Source organism: Amycolatopsis sp. NPDC101161 (genome assembly GCF_044768185.1).
GTDB lineage: Bacteria > Actinomycetota > Actinomycetes > Mycobacteriales > Pseudonocardiaceae > Amycolatopsis.
Map to the genome: position 1 here is coordinate 1,101,765 of NZ_JBIWPI010000001.1, position 22,958 is coordinate 1,124,722.

Genomic DNA, 22,958 nt, shown 5'->3' on the forward strand with positions numbered 1-22,958 from the left:
AGGCCGCCGCGGCCGAGCGGGCGGCCGAGATCGGTGCCGGGCTGGCCGCCTCGGTGATCGGGTCCGCGGGCCAGCTGTGCACCAAGCCGGGTCTCGTCCTGATCCCTGCCAGCGCCACCGGGGATGCCGTGGTCGACGCGGCGGCGCAGGGACTCGAGGGCGCCGACGTGGTTCCGCTGCTCAACGAGCGGATCCACGCCCCCTACCTCGCCGGCCCCGGCCGCCTCCGCGGCCCCGGAAGTGTCCACAGTGGCCGAAGGCGACGCCGGGCAAGGTGGCTTCCGGGTGGCTCCGTTGCTGGTCTCCGTCGAGGCGAGCCGCCTGTCGGAGCAGGCGCTCGCTGAGTACTTCGGCCCGGCGACGGTGCTCGTGCGTTACCGGACTGAGGACGAACTCGCGGCCGTGATCGGGCGCCTGCCGGCGTCGCTGACCGCGTCAGTGCACCTCGGCGCCCGGGAAACCTCGCCGCAGTGGCTCGCTGCGGGAGACGGCCGGACGGCTGGTGTTCAACAGCTACCCGACGGGCGTCGCGGTCGGCTGGACCCAGCACCACGGGGGACCGTGGCCCGCCACCAACAGCCTGTTCACCTCGGTCGGGGCGACCGCGATCCGCCGGTTCCTGCGGCCGGTGACCTGGCAGGACGCACCGGAGAAGACGCTACCGGACGAGCTGCGCGAGCACCCCGTGCACCCGGTGCCCCGCCGGGTGAACGGCGTGCTGCGACTACCCGCAAGTTCGATGCGGCGGAGGTCGTGGCGACAATCGAACGCGAGCGCCCGACGAACATCTGGCTGGCCTCGGCGATGATGAACGCGATCCTGCAGTTGCCAGACTTCGCCAGCCGGGACACGTCCTCGATCCGGTTCATCATCGGCGGCGGTGAGAAGATGCCCGTCCCGCTGGTCGCACGGATTGTCGCCGCGTTCCCGAACGCGTGGCTCGGCGTGGCCGCACGGTAGGGGCGGACGTCGTCGAGTGCTGCGTTCCGCGCACGATCTGACACTCGAATTCATTGTCAGAAAAGTCCCCACAGTTGTGGCGGACCCCGGCCGCTCATCAACCCCCGGTGGCACATGGGTTCGCGGCTCGGGGGAGGGCACGGGGGAGGGCGCCTCTCTCCAGTCGAAACCTTCGGCAACCGGTGAGATGTCGGTCGCCCTCGACGGGGTGGCGAGGTCTCACCGGAGACGTGACGTCTGGGCCGGCTGTCGGTTTCTGCATGTGTATTGACGAGCCGCTGCCTCACGCTCGAGCGAGCATTCGCCGGAGCGTTCGCGGCGCGCCAGCGTCGACGGGAAGCCTTTCAGGACAAGAGCCTGCTGTGCGCTCAGTGGATCGTTGCGCACTGCTGACGTTCGGTGCTCTCGTGAGCGGGACGATTGAAGGTGCGGTGGCCGCCGAGGCAGCCGAACCGTCGTCCGCCACCGACGTGGTGTCAGACCAGTTGGACGTCGCACGACGGTCGAGGACATCGACCTGATCATCGACCGTCTGCGGGGACGCTGTCGCCGAACGTGATCGGCGAGTGCCTATCATCGTGAGGTGGCAAGTTCCAAGACGTCGGCGCGTGGCGAGGCCAAGACGACCGTGAGCCCGGGCGCGGTCCGGGACGCCGCGCTGACCCTGTTCGCCGAACGGGGCTACCACGGCACCGCGCTGAGCCAGATCGCCGAGGCGCTGGGCATCCGCACGCCGAGCTTGTACAACCACATGAAGGCCAAGCAGGACCTGCTGCGCGACATCATCCTGGAAACCAGCGAGCAGGTGTGGGCGGAGCATGAGCAGGCGGTGCACGGGGTGGGCGACGTCGTCGAACGCCTGCGCCGGACGGTGCGCGTCTACGCGCTGCGGCACGCCACCCACCGGCGCGAGGCGCTGATCGTCAACCGGGACGTCGACAATCTCGAAGAGCCCGTGCGCTCGGAAGTGCTCGAACTGCGGCGACGTCATGCCCACGCCATCCGGGACCTGATCGAAGAGGGTGTCGCCGCGGGCCGGTTCACGGAGGAGGAGCCCACCTTGGCCGCCTTCGGCATCCTCGAGATGTGCGTGAGCATCGCCCGCTGGTTCCGCGAGGACGGGCCGCGGTCCGCCGAGGCGGTCGCCGAAACCTACAGCCGCTACGCGCTCCGCATCGCCGGCCTGAACTGACCGGGGACTCCGGGCGTCACGACTGACCCTTGTGCGCGCACGAGGTCGGCGCTACCCTCACAAAACTAACGAGCATTAGTTAGTAACGTCAGGAGTGTTCATGCTCAAAGTCGAGCTGATCCGTCCCGTGCCGCAGTTGCTCGCCGAGCAAGCCGAGCGGTTCGGGGACAAGATCGTTTTCCGCGACGACCGCCGATCGGTCGGCTACCGGGAGCTCGCCGAACGCACCCGCCGGGTGGCCGGTCATCTCGTTGCCGCCGGCGCTGCCCGGGGCGACCGGGTGCTGATCTACCTGGACAACGGCGCCGACATCGCCGAGGCCTACCTCATGACGACCCGGGCCTCGCTGGTCGGGGTCTGCGTGAACGCCGACGCCGCGCCCGCCGAGATCGAGTACATGTTCCTCGACTCCGGCGCGTCGGTGATCATCACGGACCGGGCCCACGTGGCGCACGCGCGCGAGCTGGCCCGCACCCGGGGAGCGACGGTGCTGGTGGTCCGCCCCGGCCGGGTCGATGACGTGCGGTCCTATGAGGAACTTGCGACCTCCGAGCCTGCCGGGCCGCCGCGGGACGACCTCGGCCTGGACGAGGTCGCCTGGATGCTCTACACGTCCGGCACCACCGGCCGGCCGAAAGGCGTGCTGCTGACCCAGCGCTCGTGCCTGTGGGTGGTGGCGGCCTGCTGGGCGCCGATCGCGGGGCTGTCCGAACGGGACGAAGTGCTGTGCCCGTTGCCGCTGTTCCATTCCTACGCACTGGTCCTGTGCGTGCTCGGCGTGTTCGCGACGGGGGCGACCGAGCGCATCATGACCAAGTTCTCGCCGGGCCGGGTGTTCGACCTCCTGGCGCAGGAGAAGTTCACCATCCTGCCCGGGGTGCCGACCATGTTCCAGTACCTCGTGCACGCCGCGCGGGAGCGCGCCGTCGACCCCGGCGGCCTGCGGCTGTGCCTTTCGGCCGGGGCGATCCTGCCGGCCGCCCTCAACGCCGAGTTCGAGGCGGTGTTCGGGGTCAAGCTGCTGGAGGGCTACGGCATCACCGAAACCTCGACGATGGTCACCATGAACACCGTCGACGGCGGGCGCGTGCTGGGTTCGTGCGGGCTCCCGATGCCCGGGGTCGGCGTGCGCCTGGTGGATCCGGTGACCGGCGAGGACGTCGGCGTGGACGAGGAGGGCGAGCTGTGGGTGAGCGGGCCGAACGTCATGCGCGGGTACCACAACCGCGCCGACGCGACCGCCGAAGTGCTGCACCACGGCTGGTACCGCACGGGAGACCTCGGACGGCGTGACCCCAACGGGTTCGTGACCATCAGCGGCCGGACCAAGGAGCTGATCATCCGGGGTGGGGAGAACATCTACCCCGCGGAGGTCGAGGCCGTGCTGCTGAAGTCCGAGCAGGTCCGCGACGCGGCCGTGGTGGCGCGCGAGCACCCGGACCTGGGCGAGGTGCCGGTGGCGTTCGTCGTCGCGGAAGAGCCGGGGAAGCTGGACGTCGACGCCCTGCTGGGCGGCTGTGCCCGTGAGCTCTCCAAGTTCAAGATCCCGGCCGAGGTCCTCGAGGTCGAGGCGATTCCTCGCACCGGTTCCGGGAAGATCCAGCGCTTCCTGCTGCAGAAGCAGCTGACGGCGCCCGCCGGGTGAGACGCGGGTGCCGTTGACCCCGGCGGCACGCTGCCCGTAGCCTACAAACTAACGTTAATTAGTAAGGTGGTGCCTGTGGAGCTCTCCAACACCTTCACCGTGAACCTGCCCGTCGACGACGCGTGGAAGGTGCTGACCGATCTGCCGCGCGTCGCGCCCTGCCTGCCGGGGGCTTCGCTCCAAGGCGTCGAGGACGACGTGTACCGCGGCTCGGTGAAGATCAAGGTCGGTCCGGTCTCCGCGCAGTACCGCGGCACCGCGCGGTTCGCCGAGAAGGACGACAATGCGCACCGCGCGGTGGTCCGCGCCGAGGGCAAGGACGCGGGCGGTCAGGGCAACGCCGCGGCGACGGTGACGATGAGCCTGACCGGGCAGGGATCGGGCACCAAGGTCGACGTCCGCACCCAGCTCGACCTGTCCGGCCGGGTGGCCCAGTTCGGCCGCGGGGTCATCTCCGACGTCACCAACAAGCTGATCGGGCAGTTCGTGCGGCGGCTGGAGGCCGAGTTCGCCCCCGGCGCCGCGTCCACCGACGGCCCGCCGGCCGCCCGGGCGATGCCCACGAGCGATGACTCCGAAGTCGAAGCTCTCGACGTGTTCTCCAGCATGGGCGGCCTCATCGCCAAGCGCGCCCTGCCGGTGGTCGGCGGCCTGGTGGCCCTGCTGGCCGGGATCCTGCTCTTCCGCAACCGCGGCCGCGGCGGTGGCCGCCCGGGACCGGCGCCGGCCGGCCCGCCCGTCGTGCTCAACCTGTCGTTCCCGGTCCTGGCCGGCCGGGCCAACCCCGAGGAGACCGTCCGATGACCGACGAGCTGATCCGCGAACCCGCCCTCTACATCGGCGGCGACTGGGTCGCCGGGCACGGCGAGGACAGCGAGGTCGACAACCCGGCCACCGAAGAGGTCACCGGCGTGGTGACCCAGGGCACGGAGTCCGACGTCGAGCAGGCGGTCGAGGCCGCACGCGCCGCGTTCCCGAGGTGGGCCGCGACTTCCGTGCGGGACCGCGCCGCCGCGCTGCGCCGCCTGCACGACGTCATCGCCGAGCGGGCCGACGTCTTCGCCGGCCTCATCACCCGTGAGCAGGGCTCGCCGCCGCCGGTGGCGCGGAAGCTGCACGTGGACGTGCCGCTCGCGGTCATCGCCCGCACCGCCGACGCGCTGGAGGAGTTCCCCTTCCGCCAGAACCGCGACAACTCGGTGATCCTGCGCGAACCGGTGGGGGTGGTCGCCGCGATCACGCCGTGGAACCTCCCGCTGCACCAGGTGATCGTCAAGGTCGTGCCGGCGATCGCGGCCGGCTGCACGGTCGTGCTCAAGCCCGCCGCCCTGACCCCGCTCGCGGCTTTCGAGCTGGCACGCGCCTTCCAGGCCGCCGGTTTCCCGCCCGGCGTGCTCAACCTCGTCACCGGAGGCGGCCGGGTGGTCGGGGACCTGCTGTCCCGCCATCCCGGCGTCGACCACGTGTCCTTCACCGGTTCCACCCCGGTGGGCCGGCAGGTCGCCGCGGCGGCGGCCGAGACCGTCAAGGGCGTCACCCTCGAACTCGGCGGGAAGTCCGCGAGCGTCGTGCTGTCGGACGTGTCCGACGACCTGCTGGCGAAGGCGGTCAAGGTGACCGTCGCGAACTGCTTCCTCAACGGCGGGCAGACCTGCACCGCGCTGTCCCGGCTCATCGTCCCGGCCGCCCGGCTGGCGCAGGTGGAGGAGCTGGCCGCCGCGGCGGCGGCGAAGTACGTGCCCGGACAGCGGCTCGGCCCGCTGATCTCCGCGGGGCAGCGCAAGGAAGTGCAGAGCTTCCTCGAGCCGCAGGGCGCCAAGCTCGTCACCGAGAACCTCCCGCTGCCCGACAAGGGGTACTTCGTCACCCCGGCGGTGTTCAGCGAGGTCAACCCGGCGTCGCGGCTCGCGCAGGAAGAGATCTTCGGCCCCGTCCTGTCGATCCTGTCGGCCGAGTCCGACGACCACGCGATCGAGCTGGCCAACGACTCGATCTACGGGCTCGGCGGCGCGCTGTGGCTCGAGGACACCGACCGCGCGCTCGACTGGGCGGCCCGGATCCGCACCGGCCAGATCGACGTCAACGCGGCGCCGTTCAACCCGCGCGCGCCCTTCGGCGGCTACAAGCAGTCCGGCATCGGCCGGGAAATCGGCGACTTCGGTATCGAAGACGTCCTCGAGATCAAGGCGGTGCAGCTGTGACGGACGGATACCAGGTCGAGGTCGACGCGCTGGTGCTGCGCTCGCCGGACCAGCCGATGGAGGTCGAACGCATCCGGCTGCGCGACGTGGGGGAGGGCGACATCCGGGTCCGCATCGACGCGACCGGGGTGTGCCACTCGGACCTTTCCCTCGCCCGCGGCGTGCTCGCCCAGCAGCTGCCCGCGGTGCTGGGACACGAAGCCTGCGGAACCGTCGTCGAGACCGGCTCGGGCGTCACGGATCTGCGCGAAGGCGACCGCGTCATCCTGCTGTGGATCACCCCGTGCGGGCACTGCGTCAGCTGCGCCCGCGACGAGCCGCACCTGTGCGTCAACGGCTCGGCCCGCGGCGCCGAGCCCTACGCGCTGGACTCCGCCGGAGAACCGGTCTACCCGGGGCTGACCGTCGGCTCCTTCGCCGAGCAGACCGTCGTCCCGGCCGCGGCCGCGGTCAAGGTCCCCGACGACATCAGCACCGCCGACGCGGCACTGCTGGGCTGCGCCATCACCACCGGCGTCGGCGCGGTCACCAAGACCGCCGCGGTCACGCCCGGCTCGTCGGTGCTGGTCGTCGGCCTCGGCGGCGTCGGCCTGGCCGCGGTCCAAGGCGCCCGGCTCGCCGGCGCCACGAACATCATCGCCGTCGACCGCAACCCCGACAAAGCAAGCCTGGCCGCCCGGCTCGGGGCGCACCACTTCGTGCCGGCCGACGACGAGACGAAGAAGGCCGTCCGCGCGCTCACCGGCAAGCAGGGCGTCGACTTCGCCTTCGACTGCGTCGGCTCCGCTCGCACGATCCGCGACGCCTGGGGCATGACCCGGCGCGGCGGCACCGCGTGCGTCGTCGGCATCGGCGGCAAGGACGACCAGGTCGGCTTCAGCGCACTCGAGCTGTTCCACTTCGCGCGCACCCTCGTCGGGTGCGTCGCCGGCTCGCTGAACGCCGAGCAGGACCTGCCGCGCTACTTCGACCACATCCGGGACGGGCGGCTCGACCTGGCGGCCATGGTCACCGGCCACGGCAAACTGTCCGATGTGGAGGCCGCCCTCACGGAGATGTCCGCGGGCAAGGGAATCCGCACCCTCGTCGTGCCGGAGGGCACCCGATGAAGGTCGGCGCGCTGACCGTCGAACCCGTCTACGACGGCTACGGCCAGGAACCCGCCCGCGAAGTGCTCACCCGTCCCGGGGTTTCCGACGCCTGGTCGTGCCACGAGCACCTGCTCGACGACGCGGGCCGGCTGCGCCTCGAACTCGGTGGGTTCCTCGTCCGGACCGGCGACCGGGTCATCCTGGTCGACGCCGGCGTCGGGACGATCGACAACGACAAGTACCACGGCGGGCAGTTCCTGGAGAGCCTGCGCGCCCTCGGCGTCGATCCCTGGGACGTCACCGACGTCGTGTTCACCCACCTGCACTTCGACCACGTCGGGTGGGCCACGAAGAAGGGCCAGGTCGTGTTCCCGGAGGCGACCTACCGCGTCCACCGGGCCGACTGGGCCCACTTCGTGGAGAGCCCCGACGCCGACCCGGGCGCGGTGCGCAAGCTCTCCCCGCTCACCGAGCACCTGGAAACGTTCGAGCACGACACCACCCTCGCGCCGGGGTTCGACGTCCGCCACCTGCCCGGGCACACCCCGGGAACCGCGGTCTACGTCGTGTCGAGCGAGGGCGAGCGGGCGCTGCTGCTCGGCGACGTCGCGCACGCCCCGGTCGAACTGACCGACCCGGCGTGGGAAGCGGTGTTCGACCTCGACCCGGTGGCCGCGCGCGAGGTCCGCGCGGACCTCGTCCGGGACGTCACCGACCGGCCCGACCTCCTCGCCGCCGCGCACTTCCCTCCCGGCCGGCTGATCACCGTGGACGGCGAGCGCCGCTTCACCCCACTCGAAAAGGAATGAGCATGGATCTCAAGCTCCGCGGCAAGAACGTCCTCGTCACCGGTGCCGGGCAGGGCCTGGGGCGCGCGATCGGAGTCGCCTTCGCCGGCGAAGGCGCCAACGTCGCCTTCCACTACAACTCCTCGGCCGACGGCGCGGAAGAGGGCGCCAAGGAAGCGGCCGCCCTGGGCGTCAAGGCGATCGCCGTGGGCGCGAACCTGCAGGACGGCGAGTCCGTGACGCGTGCGGTCGCCGAGGTCGCCGAGCAGCTGGGCCCGATCGACGTGCTGGTCAACAACGCGGCCGCGACCCAGAGCAAGCCGTTCCTCGAGACCACCGAAGAGGACTGGGCACCGCAGATCGGGGTCACGGTGGCGGGCACGCTGCGCGTCACCCAGGCCGTGGCCCGGCAGATGGCCGAGAACGGCGGCGGCTCGATCGTCAGCCTGATGGGCGACTCCGGCCGGGTCGGCGAATCGCGGCTGCTGGTCACCGCGACCACCCGCTCGACCACCGTCGGCCTCACCAAGTCACTGGCCAAGGAGCTCGCGCGGCACCAGATCCGCGCGAACGCCGTCTCGATCGCGCTGGTGCGGACCCAGAGCCTCGACGCCCACACCGGCAACGCCGACGAAGCCAAGATGAAGAAGATCCTCGCCGCGTACCCCTTGCGCCGCCTGGGCACGCCGGAGGACATCACCCCGACCGTCCTGCTGTTGGCCTCGCCGCTTTCGTCCTGGACCACGGGACAGATCGTGTCGGTCAACGGCGGATACACGATGCCATGACGGCACCCGAGCAGACCCACGAGGCCGAGCCCGCAGTCGGCCGGACCGTCCGCCGCAAGGAAGACGCCCGGCTCATCACCGGACGCGGCCGGTACGTCTCCGACCTGCAGCTGCCGAGAATGCGCCACATCGCCTTCTTGCGCAGCCCCTACGGCCACGCCCGGATCAAGTCGGTCGACACCTCCGCCGCCGAGGGCGCGGCCCGGGCGGTGTTCAGCGGCGACCACCCCGCCTTCGCCGCGATCGGCCTGCGCGCCCAGTCGGCGCTCCCGTCCTATGTGGAGACCGAACAGCCGATCCTGGCCCGGGAGAAGGTGCGGTTCGCCGGTGAGCCGGTCGCCGTCGTGGTGGGCGACGACCGGTACCAGGCCGAGGACGCGCTCGAGCTGATCGACGTGGACTACGAGCCGTTGCCGGCCACGGTCACCGCTTGGGCGGAGCCGGCCGAGCCGCTGCACGCCGACGCGCCGAACAACATCCTGCTGGAGCGCACCTTCGACACCGGTGCGGTGCCGGACGCCTTGGCGGGGGCGGACATCGTGGTCGAACGCGAGCTGATCACCAACCGGCACGCCGGCAACCCGATGGAATGCCGGGCCGGGGCCGCGGTCTGGGACGGCGAGCGCCTCACGTTCTGGTCCGGGACCCAGGTGCCCCACATCGCGCGGAACATGCTCGCCGAACTCCTCGGCGTCCCCGAGGGCACCATCCGCGTCATCGCGCCCGACGTCGGCGGCGGCTTCGGCGTGAAGGCCGTCCTCTACCCCGAGGACGTCGCCGTGTGCCTGGTCGCCCAGCAGATGCCCGGTGTTCCGGTGAAGTGGGTCGAAGACCGCGCCGAGCACCTGCTCGCCGCGACCCACGCCCGCGACCACCGGTACCTGGTGCGGGCCGGGTTTTCCGCCGACGGCACCCTGGTCGCCCTGGACGCCGACGTGACCTGCAACGTGGGGGCGTACTCGGTCTACCCCTGGACGGCGGGGATCGAGCCGCTGATGGCCGGCGGGCTCCTGTCCGGGCCGTACCGGTTGCAGCACTACCGCTGCACCGTCCGCGGGGTCGCGACCAACACGTCGCCGTCGGGGCCCTACCGCGGGGTGGCCCGGCCCGCGAGCGTCTTCGCGATGGAGACCCTCCTCGACGACGCCGCGGGCCGGCTGGGACTGTCGAGTTTGGACATCCGGCGGCGCAACCTGGTGACGCCGGCCGAGATCCCGTACCGGATGCCGTCGCGGTTGGTCGACGACTCCGGCTGGTACGGCGAGTGCCTGGAAAAGGCGATCACGACGATCGGTCACGAGGACTTCCTCGCCGAGCAACGGCGTCGGCGTGAGGCGGGCGAGAACCCGATCGGGCTCGGGATGGCCTGCTACAACGAGCTCACCGGCCTCGGCCGGGCCGCGTCCGCGGGCCCGCGGATGCCGTTCCGCACCGGCCACGACGCGTGCACGGTCCGGATCGACCCCGACGGCCGGGTGACCGTCCTGTCCGGGGTGACCTCACAGGGCCAAGGCCTGGAGACGACCGTCGCGCAGATCGTCGCCGACGCCGTGGGCGTGCCGTTCGACGACGTCGAGGTGCGCATCGGGGACACCAACGAATCCCTGTGGGGCTTCGGGGCGTTCTCGTCCCGCCAGGCGGTCATCGGCGGTGGCGCGGCACACCGTGCCGGCCACACCGTCCGCGAGAAGATCCTCAGGCTGGCGAGCGAGCTGTACGAGGTCGGCCGGGACGACCTGGAAGTCGTCGCCGGCGAAATCCGGGTCACGGGCGACCCGAAGCCGCTCGGAACACTGGCCGAAGTGGCCCGGGTCGCCTACCTCGAGTCCAACCGGCTGCCGAAGGGCATCGAGCCCGGGCTGGAGGCCACGGAGTTCTACGACCCGGTCCGCGGCGCGTTCGCGGCCGGCGCGCAGGCGGCGGTCGTCGAGGTCGACCGGGCGACGGGCGCGCTGAAGATCCTCAAGTGGGTCTGCGTCGAGGACGCCGGGACGGTGATCAACCCGCAGATCGTCGAGGGACAGATCGCCGGGTCCATCGCCCAGGGCCTCGGGGGCGCGCTGTACGAGCACCTGATCTACGACGAGGCCGGGAACCTGTCCACCGGCACGCTGATGGACTACCTGATGCCCACCAGCGCCGAGATCCCGGACCTCGTCATCGACCACGTGTCCCATCCCGCGGACAACCCGCTGGGCGTCCGCGGGGTGGGGGAGGGCGGCACCCTCGGCCCGAACGCGGTGCTGGCCGGGGCCATCGCCGACGCCCTCGGCGTCCGGATCACCCACCTGCCCTTGACACCCGCCACGGTCTGGGAGGCCCTGCGATGATCACCACCGAGGACCAGGACGGTGTCGGCCTGATCGTGCTCGACCGCCACGGAAAGCGCAACGCGCTCGACGTCGAACACCTCGACGCGCTGCGTGCCGCGGTCGAGAAGCTCGCCGGCACGGCCCGGGCGATCGTCGTGACGGGCTCCGGCACCAGCTTCTGCGCCGGCGCCGACCTCCGCGGCGTCTACGGCGACGGCTTCCGCACGGCGCTCTACGCCGCGCTGCGCGCGATCACCGCCGCGCCGGTGCCGGTGATCGCGGCGGTCAACGGCCCCGCCATCGGCGCCGGCACGCAGCTCGCGATCGCCTGCGATCTGCGCGTGGCCGACAGCACCGCGGTCTTCGCCGTCCCGACCGCGCGCAACGGCCTCGCCGTGGACCCCTGGACCGTCCGGCGGCTCGCGCTGCTCTCGGGCGGGGGACCGGCGCGGGCGATGCTGCTGGGCGCCGACCGGCTCGACGCCGGGCGAGCGCACGCGTGCGGCTTGGCGGACCGGCTCGGGCCGGTCTCCGACGCGATGACGTGGGCCCGCGAGATCGCGGACTTCGCACCGTTGTCGCTGCAGTACGCCAAAACCGCGCTGGAGTCGCTGTTCGAGCCGCAGCCGCAGGAGCCGCGGCTGGACGAACTCTTCGAATCCTGCTGGAGCAGTGAGGATTTCGCCGAAAGCCGGCGTGCCCACGCCGAAAAGCGCGCCCCGTGGTTCCAAGGGCGCTGAAAGGTCCGTCATGAAACCCGCACCGTTCGACTACCACCGGGCCACCAGCGTCCGGGACGCCGTGCAGGCACTGGCCGACGCGGCCGGCGACGGCAAGATCATCGCCGGCGGGCAGAGCCTGGCGCCCGTGCTGGCGCTGCGCATGGCCCGGCCCAAGGTGCTCGTGGACATCAACCGGATCCCCGGCCTGTCCACGATCGTGCCCGTCGACGGTGCCGTCCGGATCGGGGCGCTGGTCCGCCACGCCCGCCTGGTCGAGCAGACCGGGCACCCGATGCTGGCCGAAGCCGCCCGGTGGATCGGGCACACGGCGATCCGCTCCCGGGGCACCAGCGGCGGCAGCATCGCCCACGCAGACCCCGCCGCCGAGCTGCCGGTGGTCGCCGCGGCGCTGGAAGCCACCATCCACATCGCCGGCCCGCGCGGCACCCGCACCAGCTCCGCGGCGGAGTTCTGCACCGGCGCCCTCGAAACCACGCTCGCCGAGGACGAGCTGGTCACCGCCGTCGACATGCCGCTGCCCCAGCGGTGGGGATTCGCGGAGTTCTCCCGCCGGCACGGCGACTTCGGACTGGTCACGGTCGCCGCCGCCGAGGTCGGCGGGCGCTGGCGGATCGCGGTCGGCGGGGTCGGCAGCGTCCCGCTGCGCGTGGAGGAAGCCGAACAGCTGCTCGACGCGGGCGCACCGGTGGAGCAGGCCGCCGCGGCGGCCGCGGCCGCCACGTCACCGAGCTCCGACATCCACGCCTCGGCCGATTACCGGCGCGCGATGACGGCGGAATTCGTCCGCCGTGCCCTCGTCCAGGAGAAGGAGCGTGTCGCAGCATGAAGGTCGAATTCACGGTCAACGGCGATCGCCAGGACGTCGACGTCGAACCGCGGCGCACCCTGGCCGACGCTCTTCGCGAGGACCTGGGGCTCACCGGCACCCACGTCGGCTGCGAGCACGGAGTCTGCGGCGCGTGCACGGTCCTGGTCGACGGCGAGCCGGTGCGTGCGTGCCTCATGTTCGCCGTCCAGGCGGAAGGATCGTCGGTCACCACGATCGAGGGCATGGCCGGGCCGGACGGCACCCTGCACCCGCTGCAGGAAGCGTTTTCGACCCACCACGGGCTGCAGTGCGGCTTCTGCACCCCGGGCATGCTGATGTCCGCGCTCGACCTGCTCAACCGCGAGGAGCGGCCGTGCCGGGCACGGATCCGCGAAGAGCTGTCGGGCAACATCTGCCGCTGCACCGGCTACGCGGGCATCATCGACGCTGTCGAGGCCGCGGCGAACGAGCTGGCCACCGGTCCGGAGCCGGCGTGACCCGCCGCGGCGTCGTGCTGCGGCTGCGCGACCGGCCCGCGGCCGAGCTGCGGCGCACCTGCGAAGTACTCGACGAAGCGGGCTGCGACACGATCTTCTTCGAAGAGGACTTCACGTCCTGCGCCGCCGCGGCCGTCCTGACCAAGCGGGTCCGCGTCTGCTGTATGACCACCTCCCGCGACGCACCGCTCGTGGCGGACGCCGCCGAAACCCTCCACTACCTCAGCGACGGCCGCTTCATCCTCGGCGTCGGGCCGTTTTCCGGCGGCGACGGCCCCTACAGTGACCTGGCTGCGGCCGAAAGGGTGATCGAAGAGGTGCATGCGCGGGTGCCGGGGATTCCGGTGCTCGTGGCGGACGCCGACGATGTGGTGACACAGTTGACGAAACGGCTTCGGACCGTGGACGAGGCGTCCGCCTGGCTCGCCGCGGTGACGCCGTGACCGACCTCCGCCCGGTCGTGAACGAGAGTGTGGTGCTCGACGTCGCCCTGACCCTCTTCGCCGAGCGCGGATTCCGCGGCGCTGCCCTGAGCCAGATCGCCGAGTGCCTCGGCATCCGCACCCCAGCCTGTACAACCACATGCGGTCCAAACAGGACTTGCTGCGCGCGATCGTGGACGAGACCACGGCGACAGTACTCGAGGAGTTCCACCGCGCGACCGCCGACGGCGACTGGGAGACGCGGCTACGCGAGGCCACCCGGGTCTACGCCTACCGGCACGCGACTCACCGTCGTGAGGCCTTGGTGGTGAACCGCGACACGGATTCGCTCGACGAGCCCCACCGCAGCCACCCGCAGAACCGGCGCCGAGAGCATGAGCACGCTTTCCGGGTCGACTCGCCGGCTCTGGCCTCGTTCGCGACCCGGGAGATGTGCGTGAGCATCGCCCGGTGGTTCCGGGAGGACGGGAAACTGTCCGCTGCCGACGTCGCGGAGCAGTACGGCGGTTACGCCCTGAGCATCGCGGGCGCGCACCTGTCCTGAAGAGCTGTTTCGGCTGTCTGCCGAGCCCGCATGGTCATCTTGTCGAGCTTGCCCACCGAGGTCTTCGGGATCACCTCGACCGTCCACTGTGGATCCGAGTCGACGGTGGCTGCCAGCAGCGGCGCGACGTTTCGCGGTCCGTTCCCAGGACACCTGCAGCCTTACCCGAGGCGGCGGTCCCGGACCGAGCAACGCCGGGTGCACGATTTACGGGCCGGCCGCCGCGACGACGTGGCACGGCGGCCCGTCGCCGATCGCGACCGTGGCCGCCGGGCGGCCGAGCTCGCCGGGCTCACTGCAGCACACGACGTCGCCGCGTCACCGGGGACAGTCCGCCGGCCAGGGGAAGAAGGCGACGCCCATGGGCGTCGTCACGCCGGGCAGGGTGTGCTGCTTGCCGTCGCTGGTGGCGGTCAGGGTGATCGGTGTGCCGGCGAGCCGGGACCGGATGCGTTCGGCGACATCGAGTAGCTGCTGATGTCCGAAGTCGGTCCCCATGACGGCAAGTTCGTCGCCGCCCCAACGGGCTACCAGGTCCCAGGAGCGGACTTCGGCTTGGACGAGGCCGGCAACGGCCTGGATGGCCTGGTTTGAGCCACCGCGTCCGGTGGCGCGCCCGCTGCTGCGCCTTCGATTCTGCGCGCGACCGGTGCGAAAAGTGGACAGACCTGAGCGAAGAACGGCTCGTCGGACGGTGGCACTCCGCCCTAACGTGATCGGGACCGAATCCGGTGGTGAGCCGTGACGCGGACACAGGCCGGCTGTCAGAGTGGACGGAGAATCAAGTGGTCAAGTCTTGGCTCTTTGAGATTTTCAGCTACCCGTACGATCCGGACCCTGCGAAGTTCGACCCGCAGTTGTGCAAGGATCTCTACGACTGGAAGCTGGAATCGTGGGTCGGTGCCGAAGACCTGGGGTTCGATGGGGTCTTCTTCTCCGAGCACCACTTCACGCCGTACAGCATCAGCCCCTCGCCCAACCTGCTCGTGGCGACCCTGGCTCAGCGGACCAGCCGGATGAACATCGGGGTGATGGCGAACATCACCGCGTTCCACAATCCGCGCCGGCTCGCTGAAGAGGGCGCGATGCTCGACTACCTCACCGGCGGTCGACTCGAGGTCGGCCTGGGACGTGGAGTGGACGAGCCCGAGTTCATTCGCGAAGGCGTCAAGATGGAGGAGACGCGCGCCCGGTTCGAGGAGTCCGTCGCGCTCATCCAATCCGCTTGGAAGGAACACACTTTTACCTTCAAGGGCGAGTTCTACAACTACGACAACGTGAGTCTCTGGCCGCGGCCCCTGCGGTCGGCGCTGCCGATCTGGGTTACTGCGCTGAGCCCGCAGACAGTGAGCTGGGCGGCCCGGCAGGGCTTCCGGTTCACCTCGGTCTTCTCGCCGACCGAGAACATGCGGACGATCTTCGAGCAGTACAAGAAGGCGGCTGCGGAAGCCGGTCGTGAAGCTGAACCCACCGACATGGGCGTGTGCCGCAACGTGTTCATCGCGGACTCCGAACAGGAGGCGCGCGATGTCGCCGAGCCCGCCTTCGACGCGCTGTTCGCGGCGTTCAAGGAAGCGGCCGTGTTCCACGATCTCGACAACGTGCCCGCCGGCTACGAGCACTATCAGTCCTTCTTCCGCCCGTTCGCCGGGGAGGACGTGTCGTTCGACGCTCTCATCGACATCGGGGCGATCTGCGTGGGGAGGCCGGAGACGGTTCGCGACCAGATCGTGAGCCAGATGGAGCAGATCGGCTGCGGGAACTTCCTCAACTGGGGTTCGTTCGGCACCCTCACCAAGGAGCAGACGATGCGCTCCTACCAGCTTTTCGGCGAGCACGTGGTACCCGCATTGCGTTCGCTAAAGGTGTAGGCATGACGTCCGAGCTGGCTTTGTGCTGCATGTCGCACACGCCGTTGTTGGGGTCGGGCGACCCGGGCGAGTCGGTCGTACAGCGGGTCGACGGCGCTCTCCGGGAAGCGCGGCGGTTTGTGGAAGCTTTCGACCCGGACCTGGTCGTCATCTTCGGCCCTGATCATTATCAGGGCTTCCGGTATGAACTCATGCCACCGTTCTGCGTCGGGTTGTCGGCAACGGCCATCGGTGACTACAACACCGGTCCCGGTGAGCTCGACGTGCCACAAGCACTCGCCGACGATCTGGTCGTCCATCTGCTGGCGGCGGATCTCGACGTGGCCATGTCGGAGAAAATGGTCGTCGATCACGGCATTTCCCAGCCGCTGGAGAACCTGTTCGGCTCGAGCACGGCCAAACCGGTTATCCCTGTCTTCATCAACTCGGTCGCCGAGCCGCTGGGCCCTCTGCGCCGGATCCGGCGCCTCGGCGCGGCGGTGGGCGAGTTCGTCCGGGCGCTGGATCAGAAGGTCCTGCTGGTCGGCTCGGGCGGATTGTCACACGATGTGCCGGTCCCGCGGCTGCGCCAGTCTCCACCGGAAGCTGTCGCCTACATCGTGGACAAACGTCGAACACCCGCTGAGCAGGAGGCGCGTGAGGAGGCGGTGTTCGAGGCCGGCCAAGCCTTCGCGCGCGGTGAGTCCTCACTTCTGCCACTCAACCCTGATCTCGACGAGCAGATCCTACGGCAGTTCGAGAAGGGCGATCTGTCCTGGTTCGACGCGATGAGCGTCGAGTGGCTCGGCAAGCAGGGCGGCAGCTCGATTCACGAAGTGCGTTCGTGGATCGCCGCCCATGCCGCGCTGCAAACCGCAGGACCTTACCGGACCGACTCTTCATTCTACCAACCGGTCCCCGAATGGATTATCGGTTTCGCGGTGACCACGGCACGACCACGAGAAACGACCAGGTGAGCGAAATGGTGGAGAAAGAAGAAGCCGTACTGACCGAAGACGGGCCGATGACGGTCACGGTTCGCCATCCCGACGACAGTGGCCCGTTTCCCGTGATCATCGTTTACCACGACGGACCGGGGCTGCGTGACGACATCCACGACGTCAGCCGCAAACTGGCCCGTGCCGGCTATTACGTGGTTCTGCCGGATCTCTACCACCGGCTCGGTCATCAGATTTCCTTCGACCTGGCCGGTATCGGTCAAGGACCGGGATCACCGGAATTCGATCGGCTGATGGCAGCGGTCACCTCGCTCGGTGATGAGATGGTGCTTGCCGACACGGCGGCGATGCTGGAGGTCACCGCGAAGAACCCCGCCGCCGACATGAACGCCAAGGCCGCCATGGGGTTCTGCATGGGCGCGCGCTTCACGCTGCGGCTGCTCGCCTCCGACCCCGCGGGGTTCGCGGCAGGCTCGGCGTTGCATCCGTCGAACTGCGTCACGGACGACCCGGATTCGCCCCATCGGAGCGTCGGGAAGATCTCCGCCGAGCTGTTCGTCGGACTCGGGGCGGCCGACAAGCTCTCCCCGCTCGAGCTGAACAAGCCGCTGCGGGACGAGCTGGGCAGGCCCTCGGTGAAAGCGACGGTCGAGATCTTCGACGGCGCCGATCATGGCTTCATGTTCCCGCAGTTGCCGGCCTATCAACAGCATGCGGCGTCCGTTTCGTGGGACCGCACGCTCGAGCTGTTCCAGCGAACCCTGGGGAAGGGGTAGCGCCGATCATGCGATCTGTGGAGCTTGCTGCCGTACAGACGGAGGACCGGGCCACCGGCGCCGACACGACGCACGTCGCGACGGCGGGAGACCCCGGTGGCGAACCGCTGCTGCTCCTGCACGGGACTGGACCGGGTGCGACGGGAGCGCTGAGTTTCCGACCGCTGCTGCCCGGCATCGCGACGTACCGGTGCATCATGCCCGATCTGGTGGGATTCGGACACAGCAGTCATCCGGAAACCCTGCCCCCTGGTCCGGGACCGTGGTTCAGGCGGCGCGTCGACGCAGTGCTCCGGCTACTGGACGAGCTCGGCCTGGATCGGGTTCACGTGGCAGGACACTCCTACGGTGCCCGTGTGGCGCTCGAACTGGCCGTGCACGCACCCGAGCGGCTCGGGCGGATCGTCCTGATGGGCGCGGGTGGAACTCCGGTCAAAGCCAAGCTCGGATCGCTCACCGCCTTCTACGAGAGCCCGAGTGAGGAGGCGATGCACGCGCTCGTCACCGCGCAGCTGTCTCGAGGCGGTGTTCGCGGCATCGACGACTACGTCAGGAAGCGTTTCGCAGTCGCGATCAGCCCGGAGGTGCGGCGGTCGTTCGAGGCCGCCATGGCCGCCGGCGAGCCCGCGCCGGTCTACGACGAGTCGGTGCTCGCCGCCATACCGCACGCGGTCCTGGCGGTTCACGGGAAGGACGACAGGACGATCTCGCCCGCTGCAGGGCTCTTCCTGGCTGAGCATCTTCCCCGTGCGGACCTGCACCTGTTCGCCGATTGCGGGCATCTACTGCAGTTCGAGGTGCCGGCCCGGCTCAGCGCCCTGATCCGCGAGTTCCTGGCAGCGGCGTAGGCCGAGGAACGCCAAGATCCATTGTGGCCGCCCGCGACCGATCGTGTACCGGATGGTCTGTCCGTCACCAGAATCGAGGATGCTGTGCCGTCGCTCACCGACAACGACCCGGGGCTCGGGATGACAGAAAGGTATGCGGTGCAACGCGAGGTGATCGGCCTGCTGGACGCCGCCGGTGACCGGATCACCGACTACCAGGTCGGGACCACGTCCGCGCCGGGAGAGAAGTTGATCGGCGTGAACAATCCCGATCATGAGCCCGTGCTCGCGTCGACCGTGTGCCACGATTGGCTGCCGAATGCCCTGGGCGAGAACGGGGTCGCACTCGAGCCCGGGCAACTGACCCTGACGGGCGCGCTGCATGCGATCGTCCCGATGGCCGCGGGAGATGTGTTCCGGGCCGAGTTCGACCGCTTGGGCGCAATGATTGTGAGGGCCGCATGATCAGCGTGAGCGAGCTTGCCGCGAAGCTGGATAAAGCGGTCACAGACCGCAGGGTGATCACTCAGCTATCGATCGAACACCCCGAGCTCGATCTCGCCACGGCTTACCTCGTGCAGCGCGAGCTGCGCTCGGCTGCCGGCCCGCTGGCGGGGTGGAAGCTCGGCGTGACCTCGCGCGCCAAGCAAGCGCAAGTGGGCCTCACTGAGCCGATCTACGGGTTCCTCGGCGCCGCCACCGCGGTCGACCTGGGTGAGCAGCTTGACACCTCGGCGCTCATCCATCCGCGTTGCGAGCCGGAGATCGTGTTCACCCTGGGCCGTGACCTCGATGGCCCGCACGTGACTGCGGCGGAGGTGCTCGCTGCGTCAAAAGCCGTCGCGGTGGGGATCGAGGTGCTCGACTCCCGTTACGCCGACTACGAGTTCACGATCGTCGACGCCGTAGCGGACAACGCCTCGGCCGCGCGGTATGTCGTCGGAGCACCGGTGAATCCACTGGACATCGACCTTCGCCTGGTGGGTGTGGTGCTGGCGAAGAACGGATCGGTCGTGGCGACCGCATCCGGCGCGGCCGCGCTCGGCCATCCGGCCGCTGCCGTCGCGTGGCTCGCACGTCAGCTCTCGGCGATGGGGGAAGGGCTTCGTGCCGGCGAGATCGTGTTTTCGGGCGGCCTCACCGCCGCGGTTCCGGTCGCGCCCGGTGATGTCGTCACAGCCGCGGTCGATCGGCTGGGCTCGCTGGAGCTCGGCTGCCGCTGAACCGCTGACGAGGAGGAAACAATGCCACCGGTCGAGACCGTCGGTGCACCGCGCCGTGCCACGGTGAGCCTTGAGACTGGACCCTGCGGCCGTGACAGGAGGCCCGCGTTGATCATCCCCGACCCAGACGAGGCTGACCCACTGCGGCGCGTCTACGGCACCTTTCCCAGTGGCGTGGTAGCCGTGTGCGCGCTGCGCGACGCCGCTCCGATCGGTATTGTCGCGAGTTCGTTCGTCGCCGTCTCGATCAACCCGCCGCTGGTATCTGTATGCGTGCAGCACACCTCCACGACCTGGCCACTTCTGGCCGACCGTCCCCGGCTGGGGCTGTCGGTGCTCGGGACGACGCATAGCCGGGCCTGCCGGCAGATCGCCTCGAAGACGGGGGACCGGTTCGCTGGCATCGACTACACCGCGACCGACGAGGGTTCGGTACTCCTGCGCGGCGCGGCCGCCTGGCTGGACTGTTCGATCGACACGGTCATCAGTGCGGGGGACCATGACCTGGTGCTGCTTCGCGTGGAGGCTATGCAGCCACACGAAGAGGTCGCCCCGTTGGTCTTCCACGGCAGCCGGCTTCACGCACTGTCCACATTGGCGTCTTGATATCCGCCCAGCCCGCCGCCGTCTCGCTGACGACCGAGTGGCTCACGCCGTGGACCCATTGCGCGCCGGACGCCCGGTTCTCGTCGGCGGCGGTAATGACAGCGAGAGCGGTTACGACGTCGTCATCCTTGCGGCACTGGCCGAGCTGCGGTGGACCACACGGACGGTCCGCCACACGTCGGGGAGACTCTGCACGCCCCTTCCGCCCGAGCGCGCCGGCGCGCTCGCCGTCCCCCGTGGTCCGGACAACCAGCATCCACGAAGTCCTGTTTATACCGTCTCGGTTGACGCGGAACACGGCATCATCACCGGTATCAGCGCGACCGACCCGCGCGCAATGCACGGGTGCTCGCTGATCCGGCCTGCGGCCCGGGCTTCCGCCAGTGGCGTTGACTCCCCGGCTGGTCGGCGACGGCGTGGGGAGGGCCAGCGAGGGGACACCGTCCTGCTCGCGGCTCTGCACCACCCACGTGTCGTCCACCTGCGGAGCGCGTTGAGCACCGGTTGTACTTCGGCGATGGGAGCGAGGACGCGTTACCGCGTCACCAACGCTCGGCTGCGACCGAGCACGGCCCGTCCGACGTCGTCGGATACCGCGACGAGGTCACCGGCGCCGAGCACATCGCCTTGGTCGGACGTCTGCGGACGAGTGTGCCGCTCGTGGCGGTGCGCGCCGAGTGTGTGCCCGGCGACCTCCTCATGACTACGGACTGCGACGACGTTCGGTGTGTTCGGTGAATCGGCGGCCGTTACCACCCACGAGGGTGATGTGCGCTGGTCTACCCGCGAAGGCCGACCTCGAGTACCGATCCGTCCGGCTGCTCACTGGGCCGCCGACGGCGCCGCAGCTTGCCCGGCCCGACCTCACCGTCCTCGCGGGACAGAATCTGACGGCGCCTCGTAGCGTCGAACTTCGGCTGATGCGGTTCGATTTCCGGACTGTCGCCATTGTCGCAACGCACTATCATCTTGTGGAAGGGCGATCACCGACCATCTGTACCGGTCGGTGAAGACCAGGTTGTGCTACCCGAAGGCAAGTGGGAGGTACTCGACGATGACGTCGAGGCACACGTCCGAGGGCTACGCGCTTGCAGGACAGATCGCGAAGGGACAACGAGCCACTTCGGGAAGCCTCCTGCGCACCGACGACCTCGATGAGGCCCGCGTCTTCCTCACCAGTGTGTACGCACCGCACCACATCACGGCGGTCGAAAGAGGCCGATTCGGATTCAGCTTGCGGGTCCTGAACGCCGAGCGGCTCAGGATCGGGTACAGCAAGTTCAGTTCCGACGTCCGGCTGGAAGTGCCGCCGCCGTCGTTCTACGTGTTCTGCTACGCGCCATCGGGATCTGTCGATGTGGTTTCGGGCCGCCGGTCCGCATCCGTTTCCCGTACCACTGCTGCTGTGCTGTCGCCCAGCGCGCCTTGGCGGTTCGAACGCTGGACCGACGACAGTACGTTGATGGCGATGCGGATCGACCGCGCCGACCTGGAGGACGATCTGGCCGCCATCCTCGGCAGAAGGGTTGTCGAGCCGATCGAGTTCGGCGACAAGCTGGACCTCACCAAGGGGCGAGGCGCCGACTTCGCCCGTGTGCTGCGCCTCCTGCAAGACGACGTCGGACAGCCGAGCCAACTCGCTCAGCAGCATCCGGTCATGGCATCGCACCTGGGACAACTGGTCCGGTCGGCACTGCTCATGTCGCAACCTCACAACTACTCGGACAAGCTCGACGAAGACCGGGGCTCGTGCCTTCCCGCCGCCATCCAGCGGGTCGTCGACGTGATCGAAGACGACCCCATGCAGCTCGTCAGCGCGGCTGACATCGCGAGGATCGCCTGTATGAGCCTGCGAGCACTCGAGAAGGCGTTCGTCCGGGAGTTCGGCATACCGCCGATGACGTACCTTCGGCAGGTCAGGCTCGCCCGCGCACGGAATGACCTGATCAACGGGGACCCTGACGCCCTCACCGTGTCCGCGGTGGCGCTCCGCTGGGGGTTCGGCCACCTCGGCCGGTTCGGCGCTGCTTATCAGGAGCGGTACGGGGAGCCACCGTCGCACACACTGCGGCGCGGACGCCGAGGACTCGAATTCGTGGTGTCGCGACCGCCCTGGTTTGAAGGTGAACTCGGCAACGGTTACGACGTGCGGCGAGCTTGACGATCGACCCGGGAGGCTCGAACTGAAGGACAGCATGCACTTCTCGAGGAGCTACGGGAAGAGGGATTCGGCGTCGCCCACATCGACACTGCAACCCGAAGACCATCACCCAGGCCGTCACTCAGGTGATCACCGAATACCCAGACCTTGACACCCTCGTCAACATGGCCGGAATCATGGTAGCCGAGGACACGGTCAACGTAAATCTTGGCCCATTCGGCTGATAGCCGCTTTCACCGAACAGCTTCAAGGCCGCCCCGCCGAACCATCGTCAACGTCTCCTCTGGTCTCGCTTCCGTCCCGCCGGCACGCACAGCCACATACTCTGCGACCAAGGCCGCGATCCACGCCCTCTCCGAGGCAATCCGCGTCCAGTACGCAGACACATCCGTCCGGGTCATCGAGCTGGTTCCGCCAGTAGTCCGCACAGGCCTCGCAGACACGCCCGCAACCCGCGCGCGATCCCCGTAGATAGCTTCGCAGACAACGTCATCGCTCTACTGGAGAGCCAGCCCGAGCCCATGAGATCCTTGTTGACCACGTG

At 69.5% G+C, this 22,958-nt stretch carries 25 protein-coding genes and 1 pseudogene; 25 read left to right on the forward strand and 1 reads right to left on the reverse strand.

The window, feature by feature from the left end; genetic code table 11:
* Positions 1–249: 249 nt before the first annotated feature.
* The 14 genes from ACIRSS_RS05415 (at position 250) to ACIRSS_RS05480 (ending at position 14,012) form a co-directional block, all read left to right on the forward strand.
* Positions 250–960: an AMP-binding protein gene (locus ACIRSS_RS05415; RefSeq protein WP_400890813.1), complete on the forward strand. Its 711-nt coding sequence runs from the start codon at positions 250–252 to the stop codon at positions 958–960.
* Positions 961–1,543: 583 nt separating this feature from the next.
* Complete coding sequence (locus tag ACIRSS_RS05420; RefSeq protein ID WP_400890816.1) at positions 1,544–2,152, forward strand: TetR/AcrR family transcriptional regulator; 609 nt, start codon at positions 1,544–1,546, stop codon at positions 2,150–2,152.
* A gap of 100 nt (positions 2,153–2,252) precedes the next feature.
* Positions 2,253–3,797, forward strand: a complete 1,545-nt coding sequence (locus tag ACIRSS_RS05425; RefSeq protein ID WP_400890819.1) for a class I adenylate-forming enzyme family protein — start codon at positions 2,253–2,255, stop codon at positions 3,795–3,797.
* Between the two features lie 75 nt (positions 3,798–3,872).
* Entirely contained in the window at positions 3,873–4,601 is a 729-nt protein-coding gene (locus ACIRSS_RS05430) for an SRPBCC family protein (RefSeq protein ID WP_400890822.1), read from the forward strand.
* Positions 4,598–5,998, forward strand: a complete 1,401-nt coding sequence (locus tag ACIRSS_RS05435; protein ID WP_400890825.1) for an aldehyde dehydrogenase family protein — start codon at positions 4,598–4,600, stop codon at positions 5,996–5,998. The genes ACIRSS_RS05430 and ACIRSS_RS05435 overlap by 4 nt, the downstream gene beginning before the upstream one ends.
* Positions 5,995–7,107: a zinc-binding dehydrogenase gene (locus ACIRSS_RS05440; protein WP_400890828.1), complete on the forward strand. Its 1,113-nt coding sequence runs from the start codon at positions 5,995–5,997 to the stop codon at positions 7,105–7,107. The genes ACIRSS_RS05435 and ACIRSS_RS05440 overlap by 4 nt, the downstream gene beginning before the upstream one ends.
* Entirely contained in the window at positions 7,104–7,898 is a 795-nt protein-coding gene (locus ACIRSS_RS05445; RefSeq protein ID WP_400890831.1) for an MBL fold metallo-hydrolase, read from the forward strand. The genes ACIRSS_RS05440 and ACIRSS_RS05445 overlap by 4 nt, the downstream gene beginning before the upstream one ends.
* Positions 7,899–7,900: 2 nt before the next feature.
* Positions 7,901–8,665 (forward strand): SDR family NAD(P)-dependent oxidoreductase, encoded by a 765-nt coding sequence (locus ACIRSS_RS05450; RefSeq protein WP_400890834.1) that lies wholly within the window; start codon positions 7,901–7,903, stop codon positions 8,663–8,665.
* Positions 8,662–10,995: a xanthine dehydrogenase family protein molybdopterin-binding subunit gene (locus ACIRSS_RS05455; protein ID WP_400890837.1), complete on the forward strand. Its 2,334-nt coding sequence runs from the start codon at positions 8,662–8,664 to the stop codon at positions 10,993–10,995. The genes ACIRSS_RS05450 and ACIRSS_RS05455 overlap by 4 nt, the downstream gene beginning before the upstream one ends.
* Entirely contained in the window at positions 10,992–11,717 is a 726-nt protein-coding gene (locus ACIRSS_RS05460; protein ID WP_400890840.1) for an enoyl-CoA hydratase, read from the forward strand. Before ACIRSS_RS05455 ends, ACIRSS_RS05460 begins: the two co-directional genes overlap by 4 nt.
* A 10-nt stretch (positions 11,718–11,727) precedes the next feature.
* On the forward strand, positions 11,728–12,546 hold the full coding sequence (locus ACIRSS_RS05465; RefSeq protein ID WP_400890843.1) for an FAD binding domain-containing protein: 819 nt from the start codon (positions 11,728–11,730) through the stop codon (positions 12,544–12,546).
* Entirely contained in the window at positions 12,543–13,025 is a 483-nt protein-coding gene (locus tag ACIRSS_RS05470; protein ID WP_400890846.1) for a (2Fe-2S)-binding protein, read from the forward strand. The genes ACIRSS_RS05465 and ACIRSS_RS05470 overlap by 4 nt, the downstream gene beginning before the upstream one ends.
* Positions 13,022–13,468 carry an LLM class flavin-dependent oxidoreductase gene (locus ACIRSS_RS05475; protein WP_400890849.1) on the forward strand — a complete coding sequence of 149 codons (447 nt, stop codon included), beginning with the start codon at positions 13,022–13,024 and terminating at the stop codon, positions 13,466–13,468. Before ACIRSS_RS05470 ends, ACIRSS_RS05475 begins: the two co-directional genes overlap by 4 nt.
* Before the next feature lie 139 nt (positions 13,469–13,607).
* A complete protein-coding gene (locus tag ACIRSS_RS05480) occupies positions 13,608–14,012 on the forward strand; it encodes a hypothetical protein (RefSeq protein WP_400890852.1) in 405 nt (134 codons plus the stop codon).
* A 318-nt stretch (positions 14,013–14,330) separates the two neighbouring features.
* On the opposite strand, the gene ACIRSS_RS05485 is transcribed toward ACIRSS_RS05480, so the two are convergent.
* A complete protein-coding gene (locus ACIRSS_RS05485) occupies positions 14,331–14,780 on the reverse strand; it encodes a GGDEF domain-containing protein (protein WP_400893389.1) in 450 nt (149 codons plus the stop codon).
* Positions 14,781–14,797: 17 nt separating this feature from the next.
* On the opposite strand from ACIRSS_RS05485, the gene ACIRSS_RS05490 reads away from it, so the two are divergent.
* The 11 genes and pseudogenes from ACIRSS_RS05490 (at position 14,798) to ACIRSS_RS05540 (ending at position 22,885) form a co-directional block, all read left to right on the forward strand.
* Positions 14,798–15,883 carry an LLM class flavin-dependent oxidoreductase gene (locus ACIRSS_RS05490; RefSeq protein WP_400890855.1) on the forward strand — a complete coding sequence of 362 codons (1,086 nt, stop codon included), beginning with the start codon at positions 14,798–14,800 and terminating at the stop codon, positions 15,881–15,883.
* A 2-nt stretch (positions 15,884–15,885) separates the two neighbouring features.
* The gene (locus tag ACIRSS_RS05495; protein ID WP_400890858.1) at positions 15,886–16,839 is read left to right on the forward strand and encodes a 3-carboxyethylcatechol 2,3-dioxygenase; all 954 of its coding nucleotides are present in this window, start codon (positions 15,886–15,888) and stop codon (positions 16,837–16,839) included.
* Between the two features lie 5 nt (positions 16,840–16,844).
* Positions 16,845–17,597 (forward strand): dienelactone hydrolase family protein, encoded by a 753-nt coding sequence (locus ACIRSS_RS05500; RefSeq protein WP_400890861.1) that lies wholly within the window; start codon positions 16,845–16,847, stop codon positions 17,595–17,597.
* Positions 17,598–17,614: 17 nt separating this feature from the next.
* Entirely contained in the window at positions 17,615–18,445 is an 831-nt protein-coding gene (locus ACIRSS_RS05505) for an alpha/beta fold hydrolase (protein ID WP_400890864.1), read from the forward strand.
* 84 nt (positions 18,446–18,529) lie between these two features.
* Positions 18,530–18,889 (forward strand): hypothetical protein, encoded by a 360-nt coding sequence (locus tag ACIRSS_RS05510; RefSeq protein ID WP_400890867.1) that lies wholly within the window; start codon positions 18,530–18,532, stop codon positions 18,887–18,889.
* The gene (locus ACIRSS_RS05515; protein ID WP_400890870.1) at positions 18,886–19,647 is read left to right on the forward strand and encodes a 2-keto-4-pentenoate hydratase; all 762 of its coding nucleotides are present in this window, start codon (positions 18,886–18,888) and stop codon (positions 19,645–19,647) included. Before ACIRSS_RS05510 ends, ACIRSS_RS05515 begins: the two co-directional genes overlap by 4 nt.
* A 108-nt stretch (positions 19,648–19,755) precedes the next feature.
* Positions 19,756–20,253, forward strand: a complete 498-nt coding sequence (locus tag ACIRSS_RS05520; RefSeq protein ID WP_400890873.1) for a flavin reductase family protein — start codon at positions 19,756–19,758, stop codon at positions 20,251–20,253.
* Positions 20,147–20,602: pseudogene (locus ACIRSS_RS05525) on the forward strand (3,4-dihydroxy-2-butanone-4-phosphate synthase); the annotation flags it as partial. The gene ACIRSS_RS05520 and the pseudogene ACIRSS_RS05525, both read left to right, overlap by 107 nt.
* A gap of 155 nt (positions 20,603–20,757) precedes the next feature.
* Positions 20,758–20,991, forward strand: coding sequence for a hypothetical protein (locus ACIRSS_RS05530; RefSeq protein ID WP_400890876.1), 234 nt, complete (start codon positions 20,758–20,760; stop codon positions 20,989–20,991).
* Positions 20,992–21,307: 316 nt separating this feature from the next.
* On the forward strand, positions 21,308–22,414 hold the full coding sequence (locus tag ACIRSS_RS05535; RefSeq protein WP_400890879.1) for an AraC family transcriptional regulator: 1,107 nt from the start codon (positions 21,308–21,310) through the stop codon (positions 22,412–22,414).
* A 207-nt stretch (positions 22,415–22,621) separates the two neighbouring features.
* Complete coding sequence (locus ACIRSS_RS05540; protein WP_400890882.1) at positions 22,622–22,885, forward strand: SDR family NAD(P)-dependent oxidoreductase; 264 nt, start codon at positions 22,622–22,624, stop codon at positions 22,883–22,885.
* Positions 22,886–22,958 lie beyond the last annotated feature (73 nt).

Coding starts and splice junctions, on each gene's coding strand:
- ACIRSS_RS05425 (WP_400890819.1), top strand. CDS start 2,253: ATGCTCAAAGTCGAGCTGATCCGTCCCGTGCCGCAGTTGCTCGCCGAG.
- ACIRSS_RS05435 (WP_400890825.1), top strand. CDS start 4,598: ATGACCGACGAGCTGATCCGCGAACCCGCCCTCTACATCGGCGGCGAC.
- ACIRSS_RS05445 (WP_400890831.1), top strand. CDS start 7,104: ATGAAGGTCGGCGCGCTGACCGTCGAACCCGTCTACGACGGCTACGGC.
- ACIRSS_RS05450 (WP_400890834.1), top strand. CDS start 7,901: ATGGATCTCAAGCTCCGCGGCAAGAACGTCCTCGTCACCGGTGCCGGG.
- ACIRSS_RS05455 (WP_400890837.1), top strand. CDS start 8,662: ATGACGGCACCCGAGCAGACCCACGAGGCCGAGCCCGCAGTCGGCCGG.
- ACIRSS_RS05460 (WP_400890840.1), top strand. CDS start 10,992: ATGATCACCACCGAGGACCAGGACGGTGTCGGCCTGATCGTGCTCGAC.
- ACIRSS_RS05465 (WP_400890843.1), top strand. CDS start 11,728: ATGAAACCCGCACCGTTCGACTACCACCGGGCCACCAGCGTCCGGGAC.
- ACIRSS_RS05470 (WP_400890846.1), top strand. CDS start 12,543: ATGAAGGTCGAATTCACGGTCAACGGCGATCGCCAGGACGTCGACGTC.
- ACIRSS_RS05480 (WP_400890852.1), top strand. CDS start 13,608: ATGCGGTCCAAACAGGACTTGCTGCGCGCGATCGTGGACGAGACCACG.
- ACIRSS_RS05495 (WP_400890858.1), top strand. CDS start 15,886: ATGACGTCCGAGCTGGCTTTGTGCTGCATGTCGCACACGCCGTTGTTG.
- ACIRSS_RS05500 (WP_400890861.1), top strand. CDS start 16,845: ATGGTGGAGAAAGAAGAAGCCGTACTGACCGAAGACGGGCCGATGACG.
- ACIRSS_RS05515 (WP_400890870.1), top strand. CDS start 18,886: ATGATCAGCGTGAGCGAGCTTGCCGCGAAGCTGGATAAAGCGGTCACA.
- ACIRSS_RS05535 (WP_400890879.1), top strand. CDS start 21,308: ATGACGTCGAGGCACACGTCCGAGGGCTACGCGCTTGCAGGACAGATC.